Source organism: Variovorax sp., from assembly GCF_965279555.1.
Classification (GTDB): domain Bacteria; phylum Pseudomonadota; class Gammaproteobacteria; order Burkholderiales; family Burkholderiaceae_C; genus Variovorax.
This window is the reverse complement of the sequence record NZ_OZ257247.1, coordinates 2,376,579-2,394,180: the sequence shown is the minus strand read 5'-3', so window position 1 is coordinate 2,394,180 and position 17,602 is coordinate 2,376,579. Positions and strand designations below refer to the sequence as shown.

General features: G+C 67.5%; 23 protein-coding genes. 20 read left to right on the top strand and 3 right to left on the bottom strand.

All coding sequences use genetic code 11. The annotated features are described in order from the left end of the window. Positions 1-35: 35 nt before the first annotated feature. Positions 36-590: a 2'-5' RNA ligase family protein gene (locus ACQY8B_RS11450; protein WP_422086825.1), complete on the top strand. Its 555-nt coding sequence runs from the start codon at positions 36-38 to the stop codon at positions 588-590. Between the two features lies 1 nt (position 591). Then, entirely contained in the window at positions 592-1,134 is a 543-nt protein-coding gene (locus ACQY8B_RS11445; RefSeq protein ID WP_422086824.1) for an endonuclease V, read from the top strand. 18 nt (positions 1,135-1,152) lie between these two features. On the opposite strand, the gene ACQY8B_RS11440 is transcribed toward ACQY8B_RS11445, so the two are convergent. After that, the gene (locus ACQY8B_RS11440) at positions 1,153-2,067 is read right to left on the bottom strand and encodes a LysR family transcriptional regulator (protein WP_422086823.1); all 915 of its coding nucleotides are present in this window, start codon (positions 2,065-2,067) and stop codon (positions 1,153-1,155) included. Positions 2,068-2,192: 125 nt separating this feature from the next. On the opposite strand from ACQY8B_RS11440, the gene ACQY8B_RS11435 reads away from it, so the two are divergent. The 7 genes from ACQY8B_RS11435 to ACQY8B_RS11405 all read left to right on the top strand — a co-directional run bounded on the left by ACQY8B_RS11435 (position 2,193) and on the right by ACQY8B_RS11405 (position 7,231). Further along, positions 2,193-3,182 (top strand): 2Fe-2S iron-sulfur cluster-binding protein, encoded by a 990-nt coding sequence (locus ACQY8B_RS11435; RefSeq protein WP_422086822.1) that lies wholly within the window; start codon positions 2,193-2,195, stop codon positions 3,180-3,182. A gap of 21 nt (positions 3,183-3,203) precedes the next feature. After that, a complete protein-coding gene (locus tag ACQY8B_RS11430) occupies positions 3,204-4,460 on the top strand; it encodes an aromatic ring-hydroxylating dioxygenase subunit alpha (RefSeq protein WP_422086821.1) in 1,257 nt (418 codons plus the stop codon). Beyond that, the gene (locus ACQY8B_RS11425) at positions 4,457-4,939 is read left to right on the top strand and encodes an aromatic-ring-hydroxylating dioxygenase subunit beta (protein ID WP_422086820.1); all 483 of its coding nucleotides are present in this window, start codon (positions 4,457-4,459) and stop codon (positions 4,937-4,939) included. Before ACQY8B_RS11430 ends, ACQY8B_RS11425 begins: the two co-directional genes overlap by 4 nt. A 14-nt stretch (positions 4,940-4,953) precedes the next feature. Next, a complete protein-coding gene (locus ACQY8B_RS11420) occupies positions 4,954-5,322 on the top strand; it encodes a chorismate mutase (protein WP_422086819.1) in 369 nt (122 codons plus the stop codon). Next, positions 5,319-6,287, top strand: a complete 969-nt coding sequence (locus tag ACQY8B_RS11415) for a Bug family tripartite tricarboxylate transporter substrate binding protein (RefSeq protein ID WP_422086818.1) — start codon at positions 5,319-5,321, stop codon at positions 6,285-6,287. Before ACQY8B_RS11420 ends, ACQY8B_RS11415 begins: the two co-directional genes overlap by 4 nt. A 26-nt stretch (positions 6,288-6,313) precedes the next feature. Next, positions 6,314-6,634 carry a non-heme iron oxygenase ferredoxin subunit gene (locus ACQY8B_RS11410; RefSeq protein ID WP_422086817.1) on the top strand — a complete coding sequence of 107 codons (321 nt, stop codon included), beginning with the start codon at positions 6,314-6,316 and terminating at the stop codon, positions 6,632-6,634. A 105-nt stretch (positions 6,635-6,739) separates the two neighbouring features. Next, on the top strand, positions 6,740-7,231 hold the full coding sequence (locus ACQY8B_RS11405) for a RidA family protein (protein WP_422086816.1): 492 nt from the start codon (positions 6,740-6,742) through the stop codon (positions 7,229-7,231). On the opposite strand, the gene ACQY8B_RS11400 is transcribed toward ACQY8B_RS11405, so the two are convergent. Next, a complete protein-coding gene (locus ACQY8B_RS11400; protein WP_422086815.1) occupies positions 7,232-8,299 on the bottom strand; it encodes a DUF72 domain-containing protein in 1,068 nt (355 codons plus the stop codon). Positions 8,300-8,361: 62 nt separating this feature from the next. On the opposite strand from ACQY8B_RS11400, the gene ACQY8B_RS11395 reads away from it, so the two are divergent. The 8 genes from ACQY8B_RS11395 (at position 8,362) to ACQY8B_RS11360 (ending at position 14,833) form a co-directional block, all read left to right on the top strand. Beyond that, positions 8,362-9,867, top strand: coding sequence for a sensor histidine kinase (locus tag ACQY8B_RS11395; RefSeq protein ID WP_422086814.1), 1,506 nt, complete (start codon positions 8,362-8,364; stop codon positions 9,865-9,867). Continuing rightward, complete coding sequence (locus tag ACQY8B_RS11390) at positions 9,864-10,505, top strand: response regulator transcription factor (protein ID WP_422086813.1); 642 nt, start codon at positions 9,864-9,866, stop codon at positions 10,503-10,505. Before ACQY8B_RS11395 ends, ACQY8B_RS11390 begins: the two co-directional genes overlap by 4 nt. Before the next feature lie 115 nt (positions 10,506-10,620). Next, positions 10,621-11,121, top strand: a complete 501-nt coding sequence (locus ACQY8B_RS11385; RefSeq protein WP_422086812.1) for a GlcG/HbpS family heme-binding protein — start codon at positions 10,621-10,623, stop codon at positions 11,119-11,121. Between the two features lie 2 nt (positions 11,122-11,123). Then, a complete protein-coding gene (locus tag ACQY8B_RS11380; RefSeq protein WP_422089181.1) occupies positions 11,124-11,822 on the top strand; it encodes an ankyrin repeat domain-containing protein in 699 nt (232 codons plus the stop codon). Positions 11,823-11,865: 43 nt separating this feature from the next. Beyond that, positions 11,866-12,510: an FMN-binding negative transcriptional regulator gene (locus ACQY8B_RS11375; protein ID WP_422086811.1), complete on the top strand. Its 645-nt coding sequence runs from the start codon at positions 11,866-11,868 to the stop codon at positions 12,508-12,510. Between the two features lies 1 nt (position 12,511). After that, complete coding sequence (locus ACQY8B_RS11370; protein ID WP_422086810.1) at positions 12,512-12,748, top strand: hypothetical protein; 237 nt, start codon at positions 12,512-12,514, stop codon at positions 12,746-12,748. Then, positions 12,738-13,862: a tRNA adenosine(34) deaminase TadA gene (tadA, locus tag ACQY8B_RS11365; protein ID WP_422086809.1), complete on the top strand. Its 1,125-nt coding sequence runs from the start codon at positions 12,738-12,740 to the stop codon at positions 13,860-13,862. The genes ACQY8B_RS11370 and tadA overlap by 11 nt, the downstream gene beginning before the upstream one ends. Beyond that, positions 13,859-14,833, top strand: a complete 975-nt coding sequence (locus ACQY8B_RS11360) for an LD-carboxypeptidase (protein WP_422086808.1) — start codon at positions 13,859-13,861, stop codon at positions 14,831-14,833. The genes tadA and ACQY8B_RS11360 overlap by 4 nt, the downstream gene beginning before the upstream one ends. Positions 14,834-14,864: 31 nt before the next feature. Here ACQY8B_RS11360 and ACQY8B_RS11355 read toward each other — a convergent pair whose 3' ends face one another. Next, entirely contained in the window at positions 14,865-15,200 is a 336-nt protein-coding gene (locus ACQY8B_RS11355) for a hypothetical protein (RefSeq protein WP_081270588.1), read from the bottom strand. 336 nt (positions 15,201-15,536) lie between these two features. On the opposite strand from ACQY8B_RS11355, the gene ACQY8B_RS11350 reads away from it, so the two are divergent. The 3 genes from ACQY8B_RS11350 to ACQY8B_RS11340 all read left to right on the top strand — a co-directional run bounded on the left by ACQY8B_RS11350 (position 15,537) and on the right by ACQY8B_RS11340 (position 17,598). Beyond that, entirely contained in the window at positions 15,537-16,487 is a 951-nt protein-coding gene (locus ACQY8B_RS11350; RefSeq protein ID WP_422086807.1) for an adenylate/guanylate cyclase domain-containing protein, read from the top strand. Positions 16,488-16,596: 109 nt separating this feature from the next. Continuing rightward, positions 16,597-16,950 (top strand): hypothetical protein, encoded by a 354-nt coding sequence (locus ACQY8B_RS11345; protein WP_422086806.1) that lies wholly within the window; start codon positions 16,597-16,599, stop codon positions 16,948-16,950. 300 nt (positions 16,951-17,250) lie between these two features. After that, entirely contained in the window at positions 17,251-17,598 is a 348-nt protein-coding gene (locus ACQY8B_RS11340) for a hypothetical protein (protein WP_422086805.1), read from the top strand. The last annotated feature ends 4 nt before the right edge of the window (positions 17,599-17,602 follow it).

The following is a 17,602-nucleotide window of genomic DNA, read 5'->3' as shown; positions in this document are numbered from 1 at the left end:
CGCGCCCCCGCAGCAAGGCGCGACGCGCCGAGCCGATGCCGCATTCGCTCTTCTTCGCATTGCTTCCCGGCGCGCAGGACGCCACGACGATTGCCGCGCTCGGCGAGCGCATGAATTTCCAGCACGCATTGAAGGGCACGGTTGTCGAGGCGCACCGCCTGCATGTCACGCTGTTCGACCTGGGCGACTACGCAGAGGTGCCGCGCGACAAGGTCGGACAGGCCCTGGCCGCCGCAGCGACCCTGCCGCCACCCGCATTCGATGTCGTCTTCGACGAAGCCATGACCTATGCGAAGAACCATGCGCTCGTGCTCTATGGCGACGACGCGGGTGTCGAGGCGCTCATGGCCTTCAGGCAGCGACTGGGCGAAGCGCTGGCCGATGCCGGCTTCAAGCCCAAGCGCAGCTTCACGCCGCACATGACGCTGGCGTACGCGAGGCGCAAGCTCGAGAAGCACGCCATCGAGGAGCCGATGCGCTGGAGCGCCGGCAAGCTCGCGCTGATCGACAGCCATGTGGGGCAGGGCGTGCACGAGGTGCTCGGCCAGTGGCCCGCCGCGGCGCTCGAATCCGAAGCAACGGAGGCCTGAGATGGAAGCGCCGCTGCTGGCCTGCCTCGACGTCGACTATCGCGCCGAAGGCATCGCCGTGGCGGCCGGTGCCTGGTTTCGCGGCTGGACCGCGGAGCGCGAAGAAACACAGGCCGTGGCCGGCTTCAGCGAGGTGGCGCCGTACGAGCCCGGTGCGTTCTACAGGCGCGAATTGCCTTGCCTGCTGGGTGTTCTGCGCAATGGCCCGCAGGCGGACCTGATCATCGTGGACGGCTACGTGACGCTGGCACCGGGGCATCCGGGCCTGGGCGCGCATCTGCATGAAGCGCTGCAGCGCAAGGTACCCGTGGTCGGTGTCGCGAAGACGCGCTATCACAGCGCGACCGATGCCATCGAGGTGCGGCGCGGCCAGAGCGAAGCGCCTTTGTTCGTGACGGCCGTCGGCATCGACGCTCCGGCTGCCGCCACGCAGGTTGTGCGCATGCACGGCCCGTATCGGGTGCCGACGCTGCTGCGAAATGTCGATCAGCTTGCGAGGCACGGCATGCCCGATCGCATCGAGCCTCTGAAGGCCGACCGATAGCCGGCATCGGCCAACCGGTCAGCCGCCATCCGCAAAGTTGTCGAACAGCAATCCGCGCATCCATTGGTTGCCCGGGTCGCGGTGCGCCTTCGCGTGCCAGAACAGGTTGATCGCGATCTGCGGCAGCGCCACCGGGTGAGGGCGCCACACCAGCCCGAAGGGCTCTGCGATGCTCTGCGCGAGCCGCTCGGGCACCGTCGCGATCATGTGGCTCGAGCGCAGGATGTGGCCGATGGCCACGAAGTGCGGCACGCGCAGCTTGATGCGCCGCTGGATGCCCTGCGCCGCCATCACGTCGTCGGCCTTGCCGTGGCCGGTGCCGGCGGCAAGGACCTGCACGTGGTCGGCCGCGCTGAAGTCCTTCAATGAAACGCTGCGCTTTTTCGCGAGCGGATGCGCTTGCGAGAACAGGCACACGTAGTGCTGCAGGAACAGCCGGCGCTGGAACACACCCGCCTTGAGTTGCGGCAGCAGGCCGATGGCGATGTCGACGTGGCCGGCTTCCAGTTCGTCGCGCAGGTTGGTCGCGGTGTTGTTGCGCAGCGTGCTCACGGTCACGCCGGGCGCGGCCACCGAGAGTGCTTCCATCAGCTTCGGCGTGAAGTAGATCTCGCCGATGTCGGTCATGGCGAGCGTGAAGCTGCGCGTGCTGGTGGCGGGGTCGAACACCACCTGCTGGTTGAGCGCCGTGTGCAGCGCGCCCATGGCATAGGCCACCGGCTCGGCCAGCTGCAGCGCGAAGGGCGTGGGCTCCATGCCGCGCGCGGTGCGCAGGAACAGTTCGTCGCCCAGCAGCTTGCGCAGGCGCGCCAGCGCATTGCTGATGGCCGGCTGCGAGAGGCCCAGCGATTCGGCCACGGCCGACACGCGCTTCTCGGCCAGCATGCGGTCAAACACGAGCAGCAGGTTGAGGTCGATATCCTTGAGTTGCACGGCGGACCTTTATTCAGCGCAGTGATGAGGAGGATTCACCGAATTCTATTGGTCAATCGAAAACGCCCGCGCATCATCGCCTCCCAGAGACAAGCCGGCACCCACGCCGGCGCAAGAAACCCACGATGGACCTGCACATACATCCCCTTGCCCGCACCCTCGAGGTCCGCCCCGGCGCGAACCTGCTCGAAGTGCTGCGCGAGCATCACGTGCCGGTGTCTTACAGCTGCATGTCGGGGCGCTGCGGCACCTGCCGCTGCAAGGTGGTGTCTGGCCAGGTGCTCGACGGCGGACAGGACGCCATCCGCCCCGACGGCCAGGGTGAACGCTACGTGCTGGCTTGCCAGAGCACCCTGACCGAAAGCTGCGCGATCGAGATTCCCGAGCCCGACGAAGTGGTCGTGCATCCGGCGCGCATCCTGAAGGCCACGGTGACAGGCATCGACGAACTGACCCACGACATCCGCCGCCTGCGCCTCAAGCCCAACAAGCCGCTGGAGTTTTCTCCAGGCCAGTATGCGCAGCTTCAGTTCGCCCCCGACCTTGCCCGGCCGTATTCGATGGCGGGGCTGAGCCGCGACGCGGAACTCGAATTCCACGTGCGCCGCGTACCCGGCGGGCGCGTCACGGCGCACGTCTTCGAGCAGTTGCGCATCGGCGATTCGGTGCGCGTGAGCGGGCCGCTCGGCACGGCCTACCTGCGCACCAGGCATCGCGGGCCGATGCTCTGCGCGGCGGGCGGCACCGGGCTGGCACCGATTCTTTCGATCGTGCGCGGTGCCATTGCGGCCGGGCTCACGCAGCCGATCCACCTGTACCTCGGCGTGCGTTCCGATGCCGACGTGTACGGCCTGCAGGAGCTGCGGGAGCTGCAGGCGCAGCACCCGGGTCTGAACGTGCAGGTGGTCGTCGTCACCGGACCGGCTAACGGAAAGCAGCGCGTGGGCCTCATCACCGACGCGATCCGCGCCGACTGGCCCGGCAGCCTCGACGGCTGGCGCGCCTACCTCTGCGGCTCGCCGCCGATGGTCGAGGCCGTGACGCAACTGGTGCGCGGCCGGGGCCTCGCACCCGAGCAGACGCATGCCGACGCCTTCTACCTGCAAGGCACCTGAACACAACAAAGGAGACCCACGATGACCACGCCAGCCGTGTTCCCCGTCGAACTGAAATGGGAGAGCGAGCAGACCAGCCGCATTCCCTTCATGGCCTACACCGACGAGGCCTTGCACAAGAAGGAGCTGCAGCGCTTCTTCTACGAGAAGCACTGGTGCTACGTCGGCCTGGAGGCCGAGATTCCGAACCCGGGCGACTTCAAGCGCACCGCCATTGGCGAGCGGTCGGTCATCATGTCGCGCGACGAGGCGGGCGAGATCCATGTGTTCGAGAACGTCTGCGCGCACCGCGGCATGCAGTTCTGCCGGGAGCGCCACGGCAACCGCAAGGAGTTCGTCTGCCCCTACCACCAGTGGAACTACACGCTCAAGGGCGACCTGCAGGGCGTGCCGTTCCGGCGCGGCGTGAAGCAGGACGGCAAGGTCAACGGCGGCATGCCCGCGGACTTCAAGACCGAGGAGAACGGCCTCACCAAGCTCAAGGTGGCGTCGCGCGGGGGCGTGGTGTTCGCGTCGTTCGACCATGGGATCGAATCGTTCGAGGACTTTCTCGGGCCCGACATCCTCCACTACTTCGACCGGCTGTTCGACGGCCGCAAGCTCAAGATCCTCGGCTACAGCCGCCAGCGCATTCCAGGCAACTGGAAGCTGATGCAGGAGAACATCAAGGACCCGTACCACCCGGGCCTGCTGCACACCTGGTTCGTGACCTTCGGCCTCTGGCGCGCCGACAACAAGTCGGAGCTCAAGATGGACGCGCGCGGCCGCCACGCCGCGATGATCTCCACGCGCGGCAGCGCCGGCAAGGCCGCGCAGGTGACGCAGGTGTCGAGCTTCAAGGAGAGCATGCAACTCAAGGACCCGCGCGTCCTCGACATCGTGCCCGAGCCCTGGTGGGGCGGCCCGACGGCGGTGATGATGACGCTGTTCCCGAGCCTGATCCTGCAGCAGCAGGTCAACAGCGTGTCGACCCGGCACATCCAGCCTGTGGGGCACGACGCCTTCGATTTCGTCTGGACGCACTTCGGCTTCGAGGACGACACCGAGGAAATGACCCAGCGCCGCCTGCGCCAGGCCAACCTGTTCGGGCCCGCGGGCTTCGTCTCGGCGGACGACGGCGAGGTCATCGAGTTCTCGCAGGAAGGCTTCGAGCAGAAGCCTTTTCACCGCACGCTTGCCGAGCTTGGAGGCCGGGAGGTCGCCAACACCGACCACATGGTGACGGAGACGCTGATTCGCGGCATGTACCGCTACTGGCGCGAGGTGATGGAGGCATGATGAAGCTCGACGCCGACACCTACCTCGAACTCTCGCGGCTCTACGCCGCCTACGCGCACGCCGTCGATTCCGGCCAGTGGGGCCTGTGGCCGGGCTTCTTCACTGAGCAGTGCAGCTACCGCCTGCAGCCGCGAGAGAACCACGAACGCGGCCTGCCGCTGGCCACGCTCTCGTTCGAGAGCCGGGGCATGCTCGAAGACCGGGTCTACGGCATCCAGGAGACGCTGTTCCACGACCCGTACTACCAGCGCCACGTGGTCGGCCTGCCGCTGGTGCACGCGGTCGATGCCGACGGCAAGATCCACAGCGAGGCCAACTACGCGGTGTTCCGCACCAAGCTCGACCAGCCCTCCACCGTGTTCAACGTGGGGCGCTACATCGACACCGTGGTGTCCACGCCCGAGGGACTGAAGTTCGCGTCGCGCCTGTGTGTGTTCGACAGCGAGATGATCCCGAACTCCATCATTTATCCGATCTGAAACCCGAGCCAGCCATGCAGCAAAAAGAACCAGAGACACACGGCGCGCCGCTGCGCCGCTTCACCGACCCGGCCTATGTGCCGCTGTGCGCCAACCTCGCCGAGGTGCGCGAGAACATCGACCGGCTCGACCGCCAGATCGTCGCACTGCTTGCCGAGCGCGGCCGCTACGTGAAGGACGCCGCTCGCTTCAAGCGCGACGCCTTCCAGGTCTCGGCGCCGCAGCGACAGCAGGAGGTGATCGACAAGGTGAAGGCGCTGGCCGAGGAGAAGGGCGCCTATCCGGAGGTGGTCGAGGCCGCCTACCGAGCGCTCATCGCAGGCTTCATCGCGCGCGAGCAGCAGGACCACCTGGGCATGGTGTCGGTGGAGGCCAAGGCATGAGGCTCGCCCGGCTCGGCATCGCCTTCACGGCACTGGCAATGGCTGCGGCGGCCCACGCACAGAACTGGCCGCAGCGCCCGATCCGCATCGTGGTGCCGTTTGCGGCCGGCTCGTCGCCCGACATCCTCGCGCGCATCCTCAACGACAAGCTGGCCGCGCGCATCGGCCAGCCGCTGATCGTCGACAACAAGCCCGGCGCGGGCGGCAACACCGGCACCGACCAGGCCTCGAAGGCGCAGCCCGACGGCTACACCTTCCTGCTGTCGGTGAACGCGCCGCTGGTCTACAACACCGTCCTCTACAAGAACCTGCCGTACGACCCGTTCAAGGACCTGGTGCCGGTGTCGCTCGCCGCCACCACGCCCAACGTGTGCGCGGTGTCGAATTCGATGAACGTCGATTCGGTCAAGGGCTGGCTCGACGCGATGAAGCGCAACCCGGGCAAGTTCAATTTCGCATCGACCGGTAACGGCTCTATCTCGCACCTGGGCGTGGAGCTCGTCAAGCTCAAGACGAATTCGTTCGCGGTGCACATTCCATACGCTTCGTCGGGCCAGGCAGTCACGGCCATCATCCAGGGCGACGTGCAGTTCGCCTGCCTGCCGCCGGTCTCGGTGATGCCGCAGGCCAAGGCCGGGCGGCTGAAGGCGCTGGCCGTTACATCGGCCGAGCGCTCGGCGCTGCTGCCGGAACTGCCGACGCTGCGCGAGTCGGGCCTGCCCGACATCCAGGCGGTGCCGTGGTTTGCCTACATGGCACCCAAGGGCACGCCGAACGACGTGGTGCAGCGCATGAGCCGCGAGATAGCCGCGGTGCTGAAGGAGCCAGAGACGCTCAAGCGCCTGCAGACCGCGTACTTCGACCCCGTGGGCAGCACGCCCGAGGCGCTGAACAAGTTCATGACGGAGGAACTGCGCCGCTGGAAACCCGTGATCGAGCGCGCCGGCCTGAAGCCCGACAACTGACCACTCCACCGAGCAAGGACACAACAATGAGCACGATGACTTGGGTCGACGCCGCGTCGGTCGACGACGTTCCTTCGGACGACGTGGTGGGCATCGAGGTGCAGGGGCGCGACATCGCGCTGTACGGCACCGAAGATGGCATTCACGCCACCGACAACATCTGTACCCACGGCCATGCGCGGCTGTGCGACGGCTTCCTCGAAGGCCATGAGATCGAGTGCCCGCTGCACCAGGGCCGCTTCGACGTGCGCACCGGCAAGGCGATGTGCGCGCCCCTCACCGAAGACCTGCGCAGCTACCCGGTGAAGATCGAGGGCGGCCGCGTCTTTCTCTCGTTCGACCAGTGAAGGCAGCCGCTTCGGGCCATCTGTTGCGGCTCGAAGCGGATCGATCTGTATCTGTTTTCCCGCAGAGGGGCTGGCGACAATGAGGCTCTTTTTGATGGAACAGATATGACAGCGCAGAGCCGAGACCAGATCGCCGACCAGATTGCAGCCGAGCTGGGCCACAGCTTCGACGGCGACATCATTGCCGGCGGCCACTACGTGCCGATCGTGCGCGACGGCCGCACGGTCTACCTCAGCGGGCAGGTGCCGCGCGTGGGCACCACGGTGGTCGTCACGGGCCGCGTCGGCGACGCGGTGTCGCTGGACAAGGCCCGCGAGGGCGCCCAGATCTGCGCGCTGCGCAGCCTGGCGCTGCTGCGCCGTTCGCTCGGCTCGCTCGACGCGGTGGAGAAGGTGCTGCGCGTCGGCGTGTTCGTGCAGTGCACCGCCGACTTCACGCAGCAGAGCGAAGTGGCCGATGCTGCGTCCGACCTGCTGCACCGCGTGTTCGGCGACGCCGGCGTGCATGTGCGCACGGCGGTCGGGGTCTATGCGCTGCCGAAGAACGCGACCGTCGAGGTCGAGATGACCGTGGCGGCCAAGCACGACATCCGCTGACTAGCCGGGCTTCAGCGCGGCAAGGTCGCGAGCGAGCTGCGCGATCGTGAGAGGCGCGCAGCCTTCGGCGTTGTTGCTCACGGTGACGAAGGCGTTCTGGCCCGCGCGGGTGGTGCCCGCAATCACCTTCGCCAGCGCGGCGCGCGTCTCGGGGTCGGGATCGACGATCTTGTCGAACGGGCCGTAGAGCTTTTCCGCGTCTTCGTAGCCGAAGCGGCCGTGGCGGCGGTGCAGGTTCCAGCGGCATACCAGCGGGCCGGGCCACAGTGCGCGCAGCATCGGCAGTTGCTCTTCGATGGCCGGCATCTTGGCGTGCAGGCCCATGCAGAAGGTGGCGCCCACGCTGCGCAGCATGTCGGCGAAGGCGGGGTTCAGCAGTTGCGGGTCGCGCACCTCGACGGCGATCACCGCATTGGGCGCGGCCTGCTTCACGTCGGGTAGCGCGCCGAGCATGTCGGCAATGCGCGCCAGCAGCGCCGGCTGGTCGGCCAGCAGGTGGCCGGGAATCGGGCTCAACTGGAACACCAGCACGCCGATGCGATGGCCCAGGCCTTCTAGCGCGGGCAGCACGAATTCCTGCCGCGCGATCTCGCTGCTGAGGAACACCGGGTTGGCCTGCATGCCGCGTCCGCTTTCGTCGCGTACGGTGGCGTCGGTCACCAGGCTGGGCGCCTTCACCATGAAGCGGAAGTCGTCGGGCACCATGGCCGCGTAGCGCGCGTACTGGCTGGCGGTGAGCGCGCGGTAGAAATTGCGGTCGAGGCTCACGGTGCGGAACAGCGGATGCTGTGCGAGCGCCGAAAGGCCGTTCTTCGAGAGCGCCGACTCGGCGTATTCGCCGTTCCACACCAGGCCGGCCCAGCCCGGGTAGCTCCACGACGAGGTGCCGAGCCGCAGGTTGGGCGGCAGCGTGGCGGCGAGTTCGACGAGCGCCGGATCCGCCGGCGCGGGCTCGACCGTGCCGGCGCGCGGCTTCTTCCTGGCGGGCGCCTCGTCGGGTGGCGCGGGCGGCAGCGCCTCCTGGGGGCGCGGCAGATCGGGGAAAAGGGAGTCCTGTACTTCAGCCATGTCTGGGGCGGCATTCTCGGCCAACACGGGGGCGGCTTGCCACGCCGGGCACAATCCGCGCCATGAAACAGTGGTTGCGCGCGCAAGGTGGATGGTGGCTGGCATGGGTGGTGCTCACCGTGGCCGGTGCCGTGTGGATCGCGCGAGCCGAACTGGCGCAGATGCACCAGGACTTCGAGACCGACGTGCGCATCGCTCACCGGCTCATGAGCCAGCAGATGGTGCAGTACGACGCCGTGCTGGCCACGCTGGCGCTGCTGGAGCCCAGCACCGGCGCAGACCATCCCGAGCAGCGCCTGCCGTCCGTGTATTCGTCGATCCTGCGGGTGCAGCGCCGTGAGCGCGACGAGCCCTGGCCGGACACCGGACCCGCGGCGAGCGCCACACCCGCCGCGCTGGCCGCCGCCGAGACCCGCTCGCGCAGCCAGCATCGGGCCGATCTCGCCTCGCTCGATTTGGCGCACGGCCGCTATGTGCTGGTGATCGGCGCCACGCCGTTCAGCTACGCGCTCGACATCGACCTGGCCGGCTCGGTGCCCTGGCGCGACTGGCCCATGAACCCGCATGTCAGCCCGGTGCGGCTGAGCCTGCAGCGTGACGGCCAGCAACTGGTACTGCAACCCGGCCGGCCCACCGTGGGTGGCTGGCGCTTCGACCTGACCAAGCCGCTGGCGTCGCCGAGCCAGCCTTTCGACCTCGTGGCGGAGCGGCAAGTGGGCTGGGGCGAGCTCCCATGGCGCGGCATCGGCGCCTGGGCCGTCGCGACGGCGCTGCTGCTGGCCGGACTGTGGATGGCGCAGCGCCAACGCATCGCGCGGCGCCGGGCAGAAGAGCTGCTGCGGCTCGGGCAGGTCGCGCGGCTCAACGCGCTGGGCGAACTGTCGGCCGGGCTGGCGCATGAACTCAACCAGCCGTTGACCGCGGTGCTGGCCAATGCGCAGGCCGCGCGCCGCCTGCTGGACGACGAGCCGCCGGACCTGGCCACCGCCCGCGACGCGATGGGCCAGGCGGTCGAACAGGCGCGCCGCGCGGCGGGTGTTGTCGGCCGCCTGCGGCGGGTGATCGAGCGGCCCGAGGCTGCGGGAGAAGCCAAGCCGCTGGTGCTGCAGGAGGTGGTGCGCAGCGCCATGCACCTGCTCGCGCCTGAGTTCGGCCGGCGCAACATCGTCACGCAGTTCGACCCGACGGCGCAGGCGCCGGTGCGGGTGCAGGCCGAAGCCGTGGCGCTGGAGCAGATCGTGCACAACCTGCTGATGAACGCGCTGCAGGCGCTCGAGCTGGTGCCCGCGGGCGACCGGCGCCTGGCCATCGCGGTGGGGCGCAACGGCGAGGAGGGCGTGCTGACCGTCACCGACAACGGACGCGGCATCCCTCTCGATGCCTTGCCGCGCCTTTTCGAACCCTTCTTCAGCACGCGCGAAGGCGGGTTGGGCCTTGGCCTGAGCCTGAGCGAAACGCTGGCCAGCGGCATGGGCGGCAGCCTGAGCGCGGCCAATGCATCGCCGCGCGGCGCACGCTTCACGCTGTTGCTGCCGCTGGTCGCGCCGCCTGCGGAGCGCGCGCCATGAACGCGCCGGCACTCCACCAGCCGCAGTCGCCGCTGATCCACCTGATCGACGACGACGAAGCGGTGCGCGACGGCCTGTCGCTGCTGATCGGCACGGTCGGCCTGCGCGTGCAGGGCTGGGCGGACCCGGCGGCTTTCATCGACGGCTTCGACCGTGCAAGCGTCGGCGCCATCGTGCTCGACGTGCGCATGCCGGGCATCAGCGGCCTCACGGTGCTCGACCGGCTGATGGAGCAAGGCGTGGACCAGCCCGTCATCATGCTGACCGGCCACGGCACGGTCGAGATGTGCCGGCGCGCTTTCAAGGCCGGCGCGGCCGAGTTCCTCGAGAAGCCGGTGGACGACGAGCAATTGCTCGAGGCGCTGCAGCAGGCGGTGCGCCAGCATGTGCGTTCGCGCGAACGCTCGCAGGCCGACAACGCCGCGCGGGAGCGCGTGGCGCAACTGTCGGAGCGCGAGCGCGAGGTACTGGCTTTCATCGTGCAGGGGCTCACCAACAAGGAGATAGCGCGCACGCTCGCGCTGTCGCCGCGCACGGTCGAGACGCATCGCGCCAACCTGTTCGCCAAGCTCGACTGCGATTCGCTCGCGCAGCTGATTCGCCGCTATGCGGTGCTGGTCGACGGCGGTGCTCCGTAGTTCTACGGAGCACCGCGCGTAGCCGTACGAATGGCTGCGCAGGCCGGTGTTTTCTAAAGTGGCGAAGCCGTCGGCAACGGTCGGCGCAAACACCATCCACTGGAGAAAACGAACAATGCAATCCATCCTTCGCCTCGGCAGCCTCGCCGTCCTGCTCGCCGCTTCGGTTGCTCAAGCCCAGACACCGGCACCCGCCGTTCGCACTGAAAAGAACATGTCGCTCGCGCTGGCCAACCAGATCGCCGCCGAAGCCGTGGCCGCCTGCGCCGCCAACGGCTACAACGTTGCCGCCACCGTGGTCGACCGCGCCGGCACCGTGCGTGCCGTGCAGCGCGCCGACAACGCCGGCCCGCACACGCTGGCATCGAGCGAGCGCAAGGCCTGGACTTCGGCCTCGGCCAAGAGCCCGACGCAGGCCATGATGGAAGGTTCGCAGAAGAACCCCGGCGGTGCCAACCTGGTGTATCTGCCGGGCATGCTGCTGCTGGGCGGCGGCGTGCCGGTGAAGTCGGGCAATGAAGTGATCGGCGCCGTGGGCGTGGGCGGCGCGCCCGGCGGCCATCTCGACGAGCAATGTGCCAACGCGGCGATCGAGAAGGTCAAGGGCCTGCTCTGATGATGGCGGCGCGCGGTATCTGGTCGGGTGTGCTGGCGGTCGCGCTCGGGCTGTGCGTGCCGCTGGGCGCGCTCGCCCAGGTGCCGCCGCTGGCGGCCGAGGTGCTGGCGTACGACGGGCTGCACCAGGCCGCCTGGCAGGGTGACCTGCCGAAGCTCAAGGCGCTGATCGCTTCGGGCGCGAATCTCGATGCCCGCGACACACGCGGGCGCACGCCGCTGCAGGTGGCCACGCATGCGCGGCAGCGCGAGGCGATCAAGCTGCTGGCCAAGGCGGGCGCGAATCTCGATCTGCTCGAGGACGACCGCTACGACGCAGTCACCATCGCCGCGGTGGCCGATGACGGCGCCACGCTTTCGCTGCTTCTTTCGCTCGGCGCCAAGGCCGGGCAGGTCACGAGCCGCTACGACGGCACGGCGCTGATCGCCGCCGCGCACCTGGGGCATGACGAAGTCGTGCGCCGGCTGATCGCGGCCGGTGCGCCGCTGGACCATGTCAACAACCTGCACTGGACGGCGGTGATCGAATCGATCGTGCTCGGCGACGGCGGTCCGCGCCACCAGCGCACGCTGGCTGCGCTGATCGACGGCGGCGCCAACCTTGCGCTGGCCGACCGGCAGGGCAACACGCCGCTGCAGCTTGCAAAGGCGCGGGGCTACACCGCGATGGTCAAGCTGCTGGAGAGCGCGCGCACAAGATAGGCGGCTCGGGGACAATCGGGCCTCGCCACGAGGAAACCGCCCCATGTACCTGCCTCCGCAGTTCAATGCCAAGGACCCGGCCATCGCGCTGGACTTGATGCGCTCGCATCCGTTCGCGAGCCTGATCTCCAACGACGACGCCGGCCTGCCGTTCGTCACGCACCTGCCGCTGGTGGCCGAGCCGCGAGGGACCGACGAACTGGTGCTGCTGGGCCATTGCGCCAAGCCCAACCCGCACTGGCGCTATCTGCAGGCACGGCCCACGGCGGTAGCCACCTTCCTCGGGCCGCATGCGTACCTGTCGCCTTCGGTCTATCCCGACCTGGCGCGGGTGCCCACCTGGAACTACCTGACCGTGCACTGCACGGTCGAGGCCACGCTGATCGAAGAGCCTGCTGCCAAGGATGCGCTGCTCAAGAAGCTCATCGGCGACCACGAGCCGGCCTATGCGCAGCAATGGCGCGACCTGGGCGAGGAGTTCCAGCTCAAGATGCTCGCCGGCATCGTCGGCTTCGAGCTGCGCGTGACGGCGCTTCAATGCAAGGTCAAGCTGAACCAGCATCGCCGTGAATCGCACGCCGCCATGCACGCGATGTACAGCACCGGCACGCCGGACGAACAGGCCCTGGCCACCTGGATGGACCGCCTGGGCCTGAATTCGGCAGCTCCTGCAGCGGAGGGCCGCTGACATGCGCGGACTTGGATTGATCGGCCTGTTGCTGGCGCTGTTGATCGTCGGGCTGGTCGCGAAGAAGCAGATGACCAGCAGCGTCGTTCCGGTGGTGCCTTCGGTGCCCGGCGTTGCCGCGGCCCCGGCCGGCGAGCCGGCGGGCAATGTGCGCGAGCAGTCGCAGCGCGTGCAGCAGCAGGTCAAGGACGCGCTCGAAGCCGCGAGCAAGCCGCGCGAAATGCCGGATGACAACTGAATCGACTTCGCTTCCATCAACCACGGACGATGCGCGCTGGATGGCGCTCGCGCTGGCAGAGGCGCGACTGGCCGCCGAAGCGGGCGAGGTGCCTGTGGGCGCGGTGCTGGTGCGCAATGGCCAGCTCATCGCGACCGGCCGCAACACACCGGTCGCGCAGCACGACCCGAGCGCGCATGCGGAGATCAACGCGCTGCGCGCCGGTGCCGCTGCGCTTGGCAACTACCGGCTCGATGGCTGCGAGCTGTTCGTCACGTTGGAGCCCTGCGCGATGTGCGCGGGCGCGATGCTGCATTCGCGGCTGGCACGCGTGGTGTTCGGTGCGACCGATCCCAAGACCGGCGCGGCGGGTTCGGTGCTGGACCTTTTTGCGCAGCCGCGCCTGAACCATCGCACGCAGGTGAACGGCGGGGTGCTTGCCGACGAATGCGCCGCCGTGCTCCAGGCTTTCTTCCAGCAGCGTCGAAGTGCAGCGCGCGAGCAGGCAGAGCCGTTGCGCGACGACGCACTGCGCACGCCGGCGGACCGCTTCGCCGCGCTGCCCGACTACGCCTTTGCGCCGCATTGCGTTCAGGACCTGCCTGCCCAGCGTGGCTGGCGCATGCATTGGGTCGATGAAAGCGGCGAGGGTGGCGAAGGCGATGTCGCCTGCTGCCTTTGCCTGCACGGCCCCGGCGAGTGGGGCTACTTCTTCAGGCATCTCGTCGGCCAGCCCGGGTTGCGCACGCTGGTGCCCGACCTCATCGGCTTCGGCAAGAGCGACAAGCCCAAGCGCGAGGTGGCGCATCAGCTTGAATGGCACCGCGACGTGCTGCTTGAATGGCTGGCGCGCGTGCAGGACGTTTCGACGTTGGTGCTGGTGCACAGCGCGGCGGCGAGTGACCTGGCGTCGCTGCTGCACGCCGCGGCGCCCGGGCGCTTTGCCGCCTCGCTTGTCGCGCCCGAGGGCCACGAGCGCATCAAGGACGCTTGGCGCGCACCTTTTCCGGACCGGGGCTACGAGGCCGCGTTGCGCGCACTCGGCCCGGTCGCATCCTCCTCCGGGCCGACTGTCGCGCAGGCTCGCACCTTCGTGCAGCATGTGCGAAACGCAATGGGATACTCGACCTCGTGACCAAACACATCTACATCTACTCCCCCTCCAGCGCGATCCGCGACAAGGCCGCGTTCCGGCGCGGCGTGAAGCGCCTCAAGGCGCTGGGCCATGAAGTCGAAATCGACGAGGCAGCGCTTTCGGTGCATCAACGTTTCGCGGGCGATGACGTCACGCGGCTCGCCGCGATCTCGCGCGCGGCGGCCAGCGGTGCCGACGTGGCGCTCATCTCGCGCGGCGGCTACGGCCTCACCCGCATCCTCGATTCGCTTCCGTACAAGGCCCTGGCCAAGGCCATCGAGAAGGGCACCGAATTCGTAGGGTGCAGCGACTTCACCGCGCTGCAGAACGCGTTGTTCGCCAAGACCGGCGCCACCACGTGGTCGGGCCCGGCAGTCGGTGAAGACTTCGGCGCTGAAGGCGGGCCCGACGACATCATGGAAGCCTGCTTCGACGACCTGGTGTGCGGGCAGGGCGAGGGCACCGGCTGGCGCATGCCGGCGCGTGATGTGGATCTGAAGTTCAAGCCCGTGCAAGACGCGGTGCTGTGGGGCGGCAACCTCTGCGTGCTGACCAGCCTGCTCGGCACGCCGTACTTCCCGGTGGTGGAGAAGGGCGTGTTGTTCATCGAGGACACCAACGAGCATCCGTACCGCGTCGAACGCATGCTCGACCAGCTGAAGCTCGCCGGTGTGCTGGCGCGACAGCGTGCCGTCGTGTTCGGGCAATTCACAGGCACCCGCAAAGTGCCGGGCTACGACCGCGGCTTCAGCATGAACACGGTGATCGACCGGCTGCGCGGGTCGCTCAAGGTGCCGGTGCTGGCGGGCCTGCCGTTCGGGCATGTGCCCACGAAGGTGTTGCTGCCCGTGGGGGCCAAGGTCTCGATGGCGGCGCAAGGGCGCGATGTCTTTCTGGTCTGGGGCCATCGGCACGCGTCCGGCCATGACGACGACCATCACGGGCACGACCACCATCATCACGCCCATTGAAGCGGCCGGCCGGGCAGGCCACCGCGCGGCTTCAGCCGTTGTCCGTGAAGCGCTGGTGCGTGCGGGGAGCCATCGAGCCGGGCAGGCCGCCCTTGAACATGCTGTTGATGGCTTTCATCTGGCGGCGTGCGGCCGTTTCGCCGTCGATGGCGCTCAGCGCGATCATCACGTCCTGGCGCAGATACCAGAGGGCCTCGACGTCGACCGCAAAGCGAACACGCTGGCTGACACGCTGTATGGAGTGTCCGCCGTGGCCCTGGAGAATCGACAGCATCGCGGTACGGATGCGCCCCAATTGGTTCTCCGCCACCTGGCGGGACCCGAAACCGGGTACGTTCAGCAGACGAAGAATGCGGCGGAAAAGCATGGGACGAAAAGCGTATTGCCGAAAGCCAGAACGGTCGCTACCTTAAGCCTCAGTTCACGGTTGCACAAGATCCGGAACAATGTTTCTTGTCTGCAAACAACACGCTTTACCTACGATTTAATTCCGCGATTAAATTTTGTTTTCTTAAGTACTACATCGGGTTGTGATCAATTTGTGAATCCGTCTCTCTGTTACTCGCGTATACAACTCCGTCAACAGCGAAGTTGTGCAGATCGTTCCTTTGACCAGGCGCGTGTCAAGGAAAACTGCTTGCGGAGGAACACCAGGAGCGCGGACCATAGTTAACTAAAGATCGCAATCGAGAACCACAACAATATGGGTGTCAATTCCACAGTCGTATTCGCGGACTTGACGGGGAGCACCAGGGTCTTCGAGGCCATGGGCAATGCAAGAGCCACGGAAACCGTGACACGACTTACTCAATGGATCGGCGGTGTCTGCCAGGCCCATGGCGGGCGGGTCGTCAAGTCGCTGGGAGACGGCGTGTTTGCCATCTTCTCCAGCGGCTCGGCCGCCACGCACGCGGTCATCGAATTGCAGCGCTATCACCAGAAGCGCCTGCTGGTCTGGCCCGCGCCGTTGCGCATGGCGCTGCAGATCGGCGTTGCCAGCGGCGATGTGGTGGAGGTCGAGGGCGATTGCTATGGCGACGCCGTCAACCTGGCGTCGCGGCTCAGCGACCTTGCCGGCCCCGGCCAGATCTGGGTGACCGACGCCGTGATCTCGCAGCTGCGCGATGGCGGCGTGCAGCACCGCGACCTCGGGCTCATCAACATTCGCGGGCGCAGCGAGATGTCGGTGGTGCACCGCATCGACTGGCAGGAGGAAGTGACGTCTTTCCTGACCGTGCCCGCGGCGCTCGCGCCTGCGCGCATGCCTGATTCATCGTTCGGCCAGATCGAGCTGGCCTGGCTCGACGTGCGCTCCATGTTCAGCCTCGAGCAGTTGCCCATCCATCTCGGCCGCGTCGACGACGCGCAGTTCGTGGTGAACGATCCGCGCGTGTCCCGGCTGCATGCGCGCATCGAGGTGCGGCAGGGCAGTTGCGTGCTGATCGACGTCAGCACGTACGGCACCTGGGTGCGTTTCAACGGCAATGGCGGCCCCAGCACCGAAATTGCCCTGCGGCGCGAGGAATGCGTGCTGCACGGCAGCGGGGAAATCGGCCTCGGTGCGCCACTGAGCGACTTCAGCGCCCCGACCATCTCCTTCAATACGACGGGCGGCGACGTGATGCTGACACGCCGGGAAATCGCGCGGCGGTGACGTTTGGCAACCATCTGTCCGCGCGCCGGGTGCACCGCGTGCGTGCAAGATGCGTTGCGTATGAACCCGGGCGCTGTCCGCCCCGGTCCCTCCTGGCTCTGGAGCCGCAATGAACACCAAAAATCATTCTTCCGTTTTCAAATGGGCCGCCATCGGCGCAATCGCGGCCGCTGCGCTGCTTGCCGTGGGCTCCGCCAGCGCACGCACGAGCTGGTCGGTGCAGATCGGAACGCCGGGCTATGTCGACGCTTATCCGGCGGCGCCTTACTACCCGCCCGCACCGGTCTATTCGTATCCGGCCCCGATCTACTACGCACCTCCGCCACCGGTCTATTACCGTCCCCCGCCGCCCGTGTACTACCGTCCGGCCCCGGTCTACGTGCCGCCTCCGGGCCGCGTCTACTACGGCCCCGGCTATCCGTACCGTCCGCCTAACGGCGACTATTACGAAGACCGCGACTGACGGCTTTCTCCAACCCATGGCATGCCTTCTGGCATGCCATTTTTGTTTCTGCAAGTGACGAAAAAGTCACAAAAAGTCACATTCTTGGATTCGGCCGCCACGCACCTCCTTTGTCGCACCCCCGAATTCCACAAGGCATGACGCTTGCCTTGAATGCTCCAACGGCACGGAAATGCCGAAGGAGCGAGGAACCATGGTTGAACAGATCGAGGTGGCAACAGCAATAACCGAAGACCTCAAGAGCCTCGGCCTGACGGCGCCTGGCGGCATCGCCTATCCGCGCGACGTCGGGTTAATGGCATGACCGGACTCATCGGAATGGAAGGCGGGGCCACCATCAGCTTCGCGCCAGAGCTTCCCAGCCCGCCGCGTGCGCGCACGGGCGATGCAACGTCGATGCCCGTGCACCCCTTCACCAGCGTCGAAACCGCCATCGCCGCGGTGCACGCGCTCGATGGCGAACTCGAGAAGTTCGAACTCGCCGTGGCCGACAGCCTGCAGGACTACCTGGGCGTGCAGATGGCGCAGATCACCGACAGCGCGCTGGCCCGCGGCTGGGAGCCGGTCAGCTTCATGCAGAGGGACGGATTCCGGCTGTATCGCTACGAGGCCATGCGCAGCTACACGAGGCGCGGCAAACGGCGCTGAGCCG

Coding starts and splice junctions, on each gene's coding strand:
- ACQY8B_RS11425 (WP_422086820.1), top strand. CDS start 4,457: ATGATGAAGCTCGACGCCGACACCTACCTCGAACTCTCGCGGCTCTAC.
- ACQY8B_RS11390 (WP_422086813.1), top strand. CDS start 9,864: ATGAACGCGCCGGCACTCCACCAGCCGCAGTCGCCGCTGATCCACCTG.
- ACQY8B_RS11370 (WP_422086810.1), top strand. CDS start 12,512: ATGCGCGGACTTGGATTGATCGGCCTGTTGCTGGCGCTGTTGATCGTC.
- ACQY8B_RS11380 (WP_422089181.1), top strand. CDS start 11,124: ATGGCGGCGCGCGGTATCTGGTCGGGTGTGCTGGCGGTCGCGCTCGGG.
- ACQY8B_RS11350 (WP_422086807.1), top strand. CDS start 15,537: ATGGGTGTCAATTCCACAGTCGTATTCGCGGACTTGACGGGGAGCACC.
- ACQY8B_RS11450 (WP_422086825.1), top strand. CDS start 36: ATGCCGCATTCGCTCTTCTTCGCATTGCTTCCCGGCGCGCAGGACGCC.
- ACQY8B_RS11385 (WP_422086812.1), top strand. CDS start 10,621: ATGCAATCCATCCTTCGCCTCGGCAGCCTCGCCGTCCTGCTCGCCGCT.
- ACQY8B_RS11410 (WP_422086817.1), top strand. CDS start 6,314: ATGAGCACGATGACTTGGGTCGACGCCGCGTCGGTCGACGACGTTCCT.
- ACQY8B_RS11345 (WP_422086806.1), top strand. CDS start 16,597: ATGAACACCAAAAATCATTCTTCCGTTTTCAAATGGGCCGCCATCGGC.
- ACQY8B_RS11400 (WP_422086815.1), bottom strand. CDS start 8,299: ATGGCTGAAGTACAGGACTCCCTTTTCCCCGATCTGCCGCGCCCCCAG.
- ACQY8B_RS11340 (WP_422086805.1), top strand. CDS start 17,251: ATGACCGGACTCATCGGAATGGAAGGCGGGGCCACCATCAGCTTCGCG.
- ACQY8B_RS11415 (WP_422086818.1), top strand. CDS start 5,319: ATGAGGCTCGCCCGGCTCGGCATCGCCTTCACGGCACTGGCAATGGCT.
- ACQY8B_RS11375 (WP_422086811.1), top strand. CDS start 11,866: ATGTACCTGCCTCCGCAGTTCAATGCCAAGGACCCGGCCATCGCGCTG.
- ACQY8B_RS11355 (WP_081270588.1), bottom strand. CDS start 15,200: ATGCTTTTCCGCCGCATTCTTCGTCTGCTGAACGTACCCGGTTTCGGG.
- ACQY8B_RS11430 (WP_422086821.1), top strand. CDS start 3,204: ATGACCACGCCAGCCGTGTTCCCCGTCGAACTGAAATGGGAGAGCGAG.
- ACQY8B_RS11420 (WP_422086819.1), top strand. CDS start 4,954: ATGCAGCAAAAAGAACCAGAGACACACGGCGCGCCGCTGCGCCGCTTC.
- ACQY8B_RS11405 (WP_422086816.1), top strand. CDS start 6,740: ATGACAGCGCAGAGCCGAGACCAGATCGCCGACCAGATTGCAGCCGAG.
- tadA (WP_422086809.1), top strand. CDS start 12,738: ATGACAACTGAATCGACTTCGCTTCCATCAACCACGGACGATGCGCGC.
- ACQY8B_RS11435 (WP_422086822.1), top strand. CDS start 2,193: ATGGACCTGCACATACATCCCCTTGCCCGCACCCTCGAGGTCCGCCCC.
- ACQY8B_RS11395 (WP_422086814.1), top strand. CDS start 8,362: ATGAAACAGTGGTTGCGCGCGCAAGGTGGATGGTGGCTGGCATGGGTG.
- ACQY8B_RS11445 (WP_422086824.1), top strand. CDS start 592: ATGGAAGCGCCGCTGCTGGCCTGCCTCGACGTCGACTATCGCGCCGAA.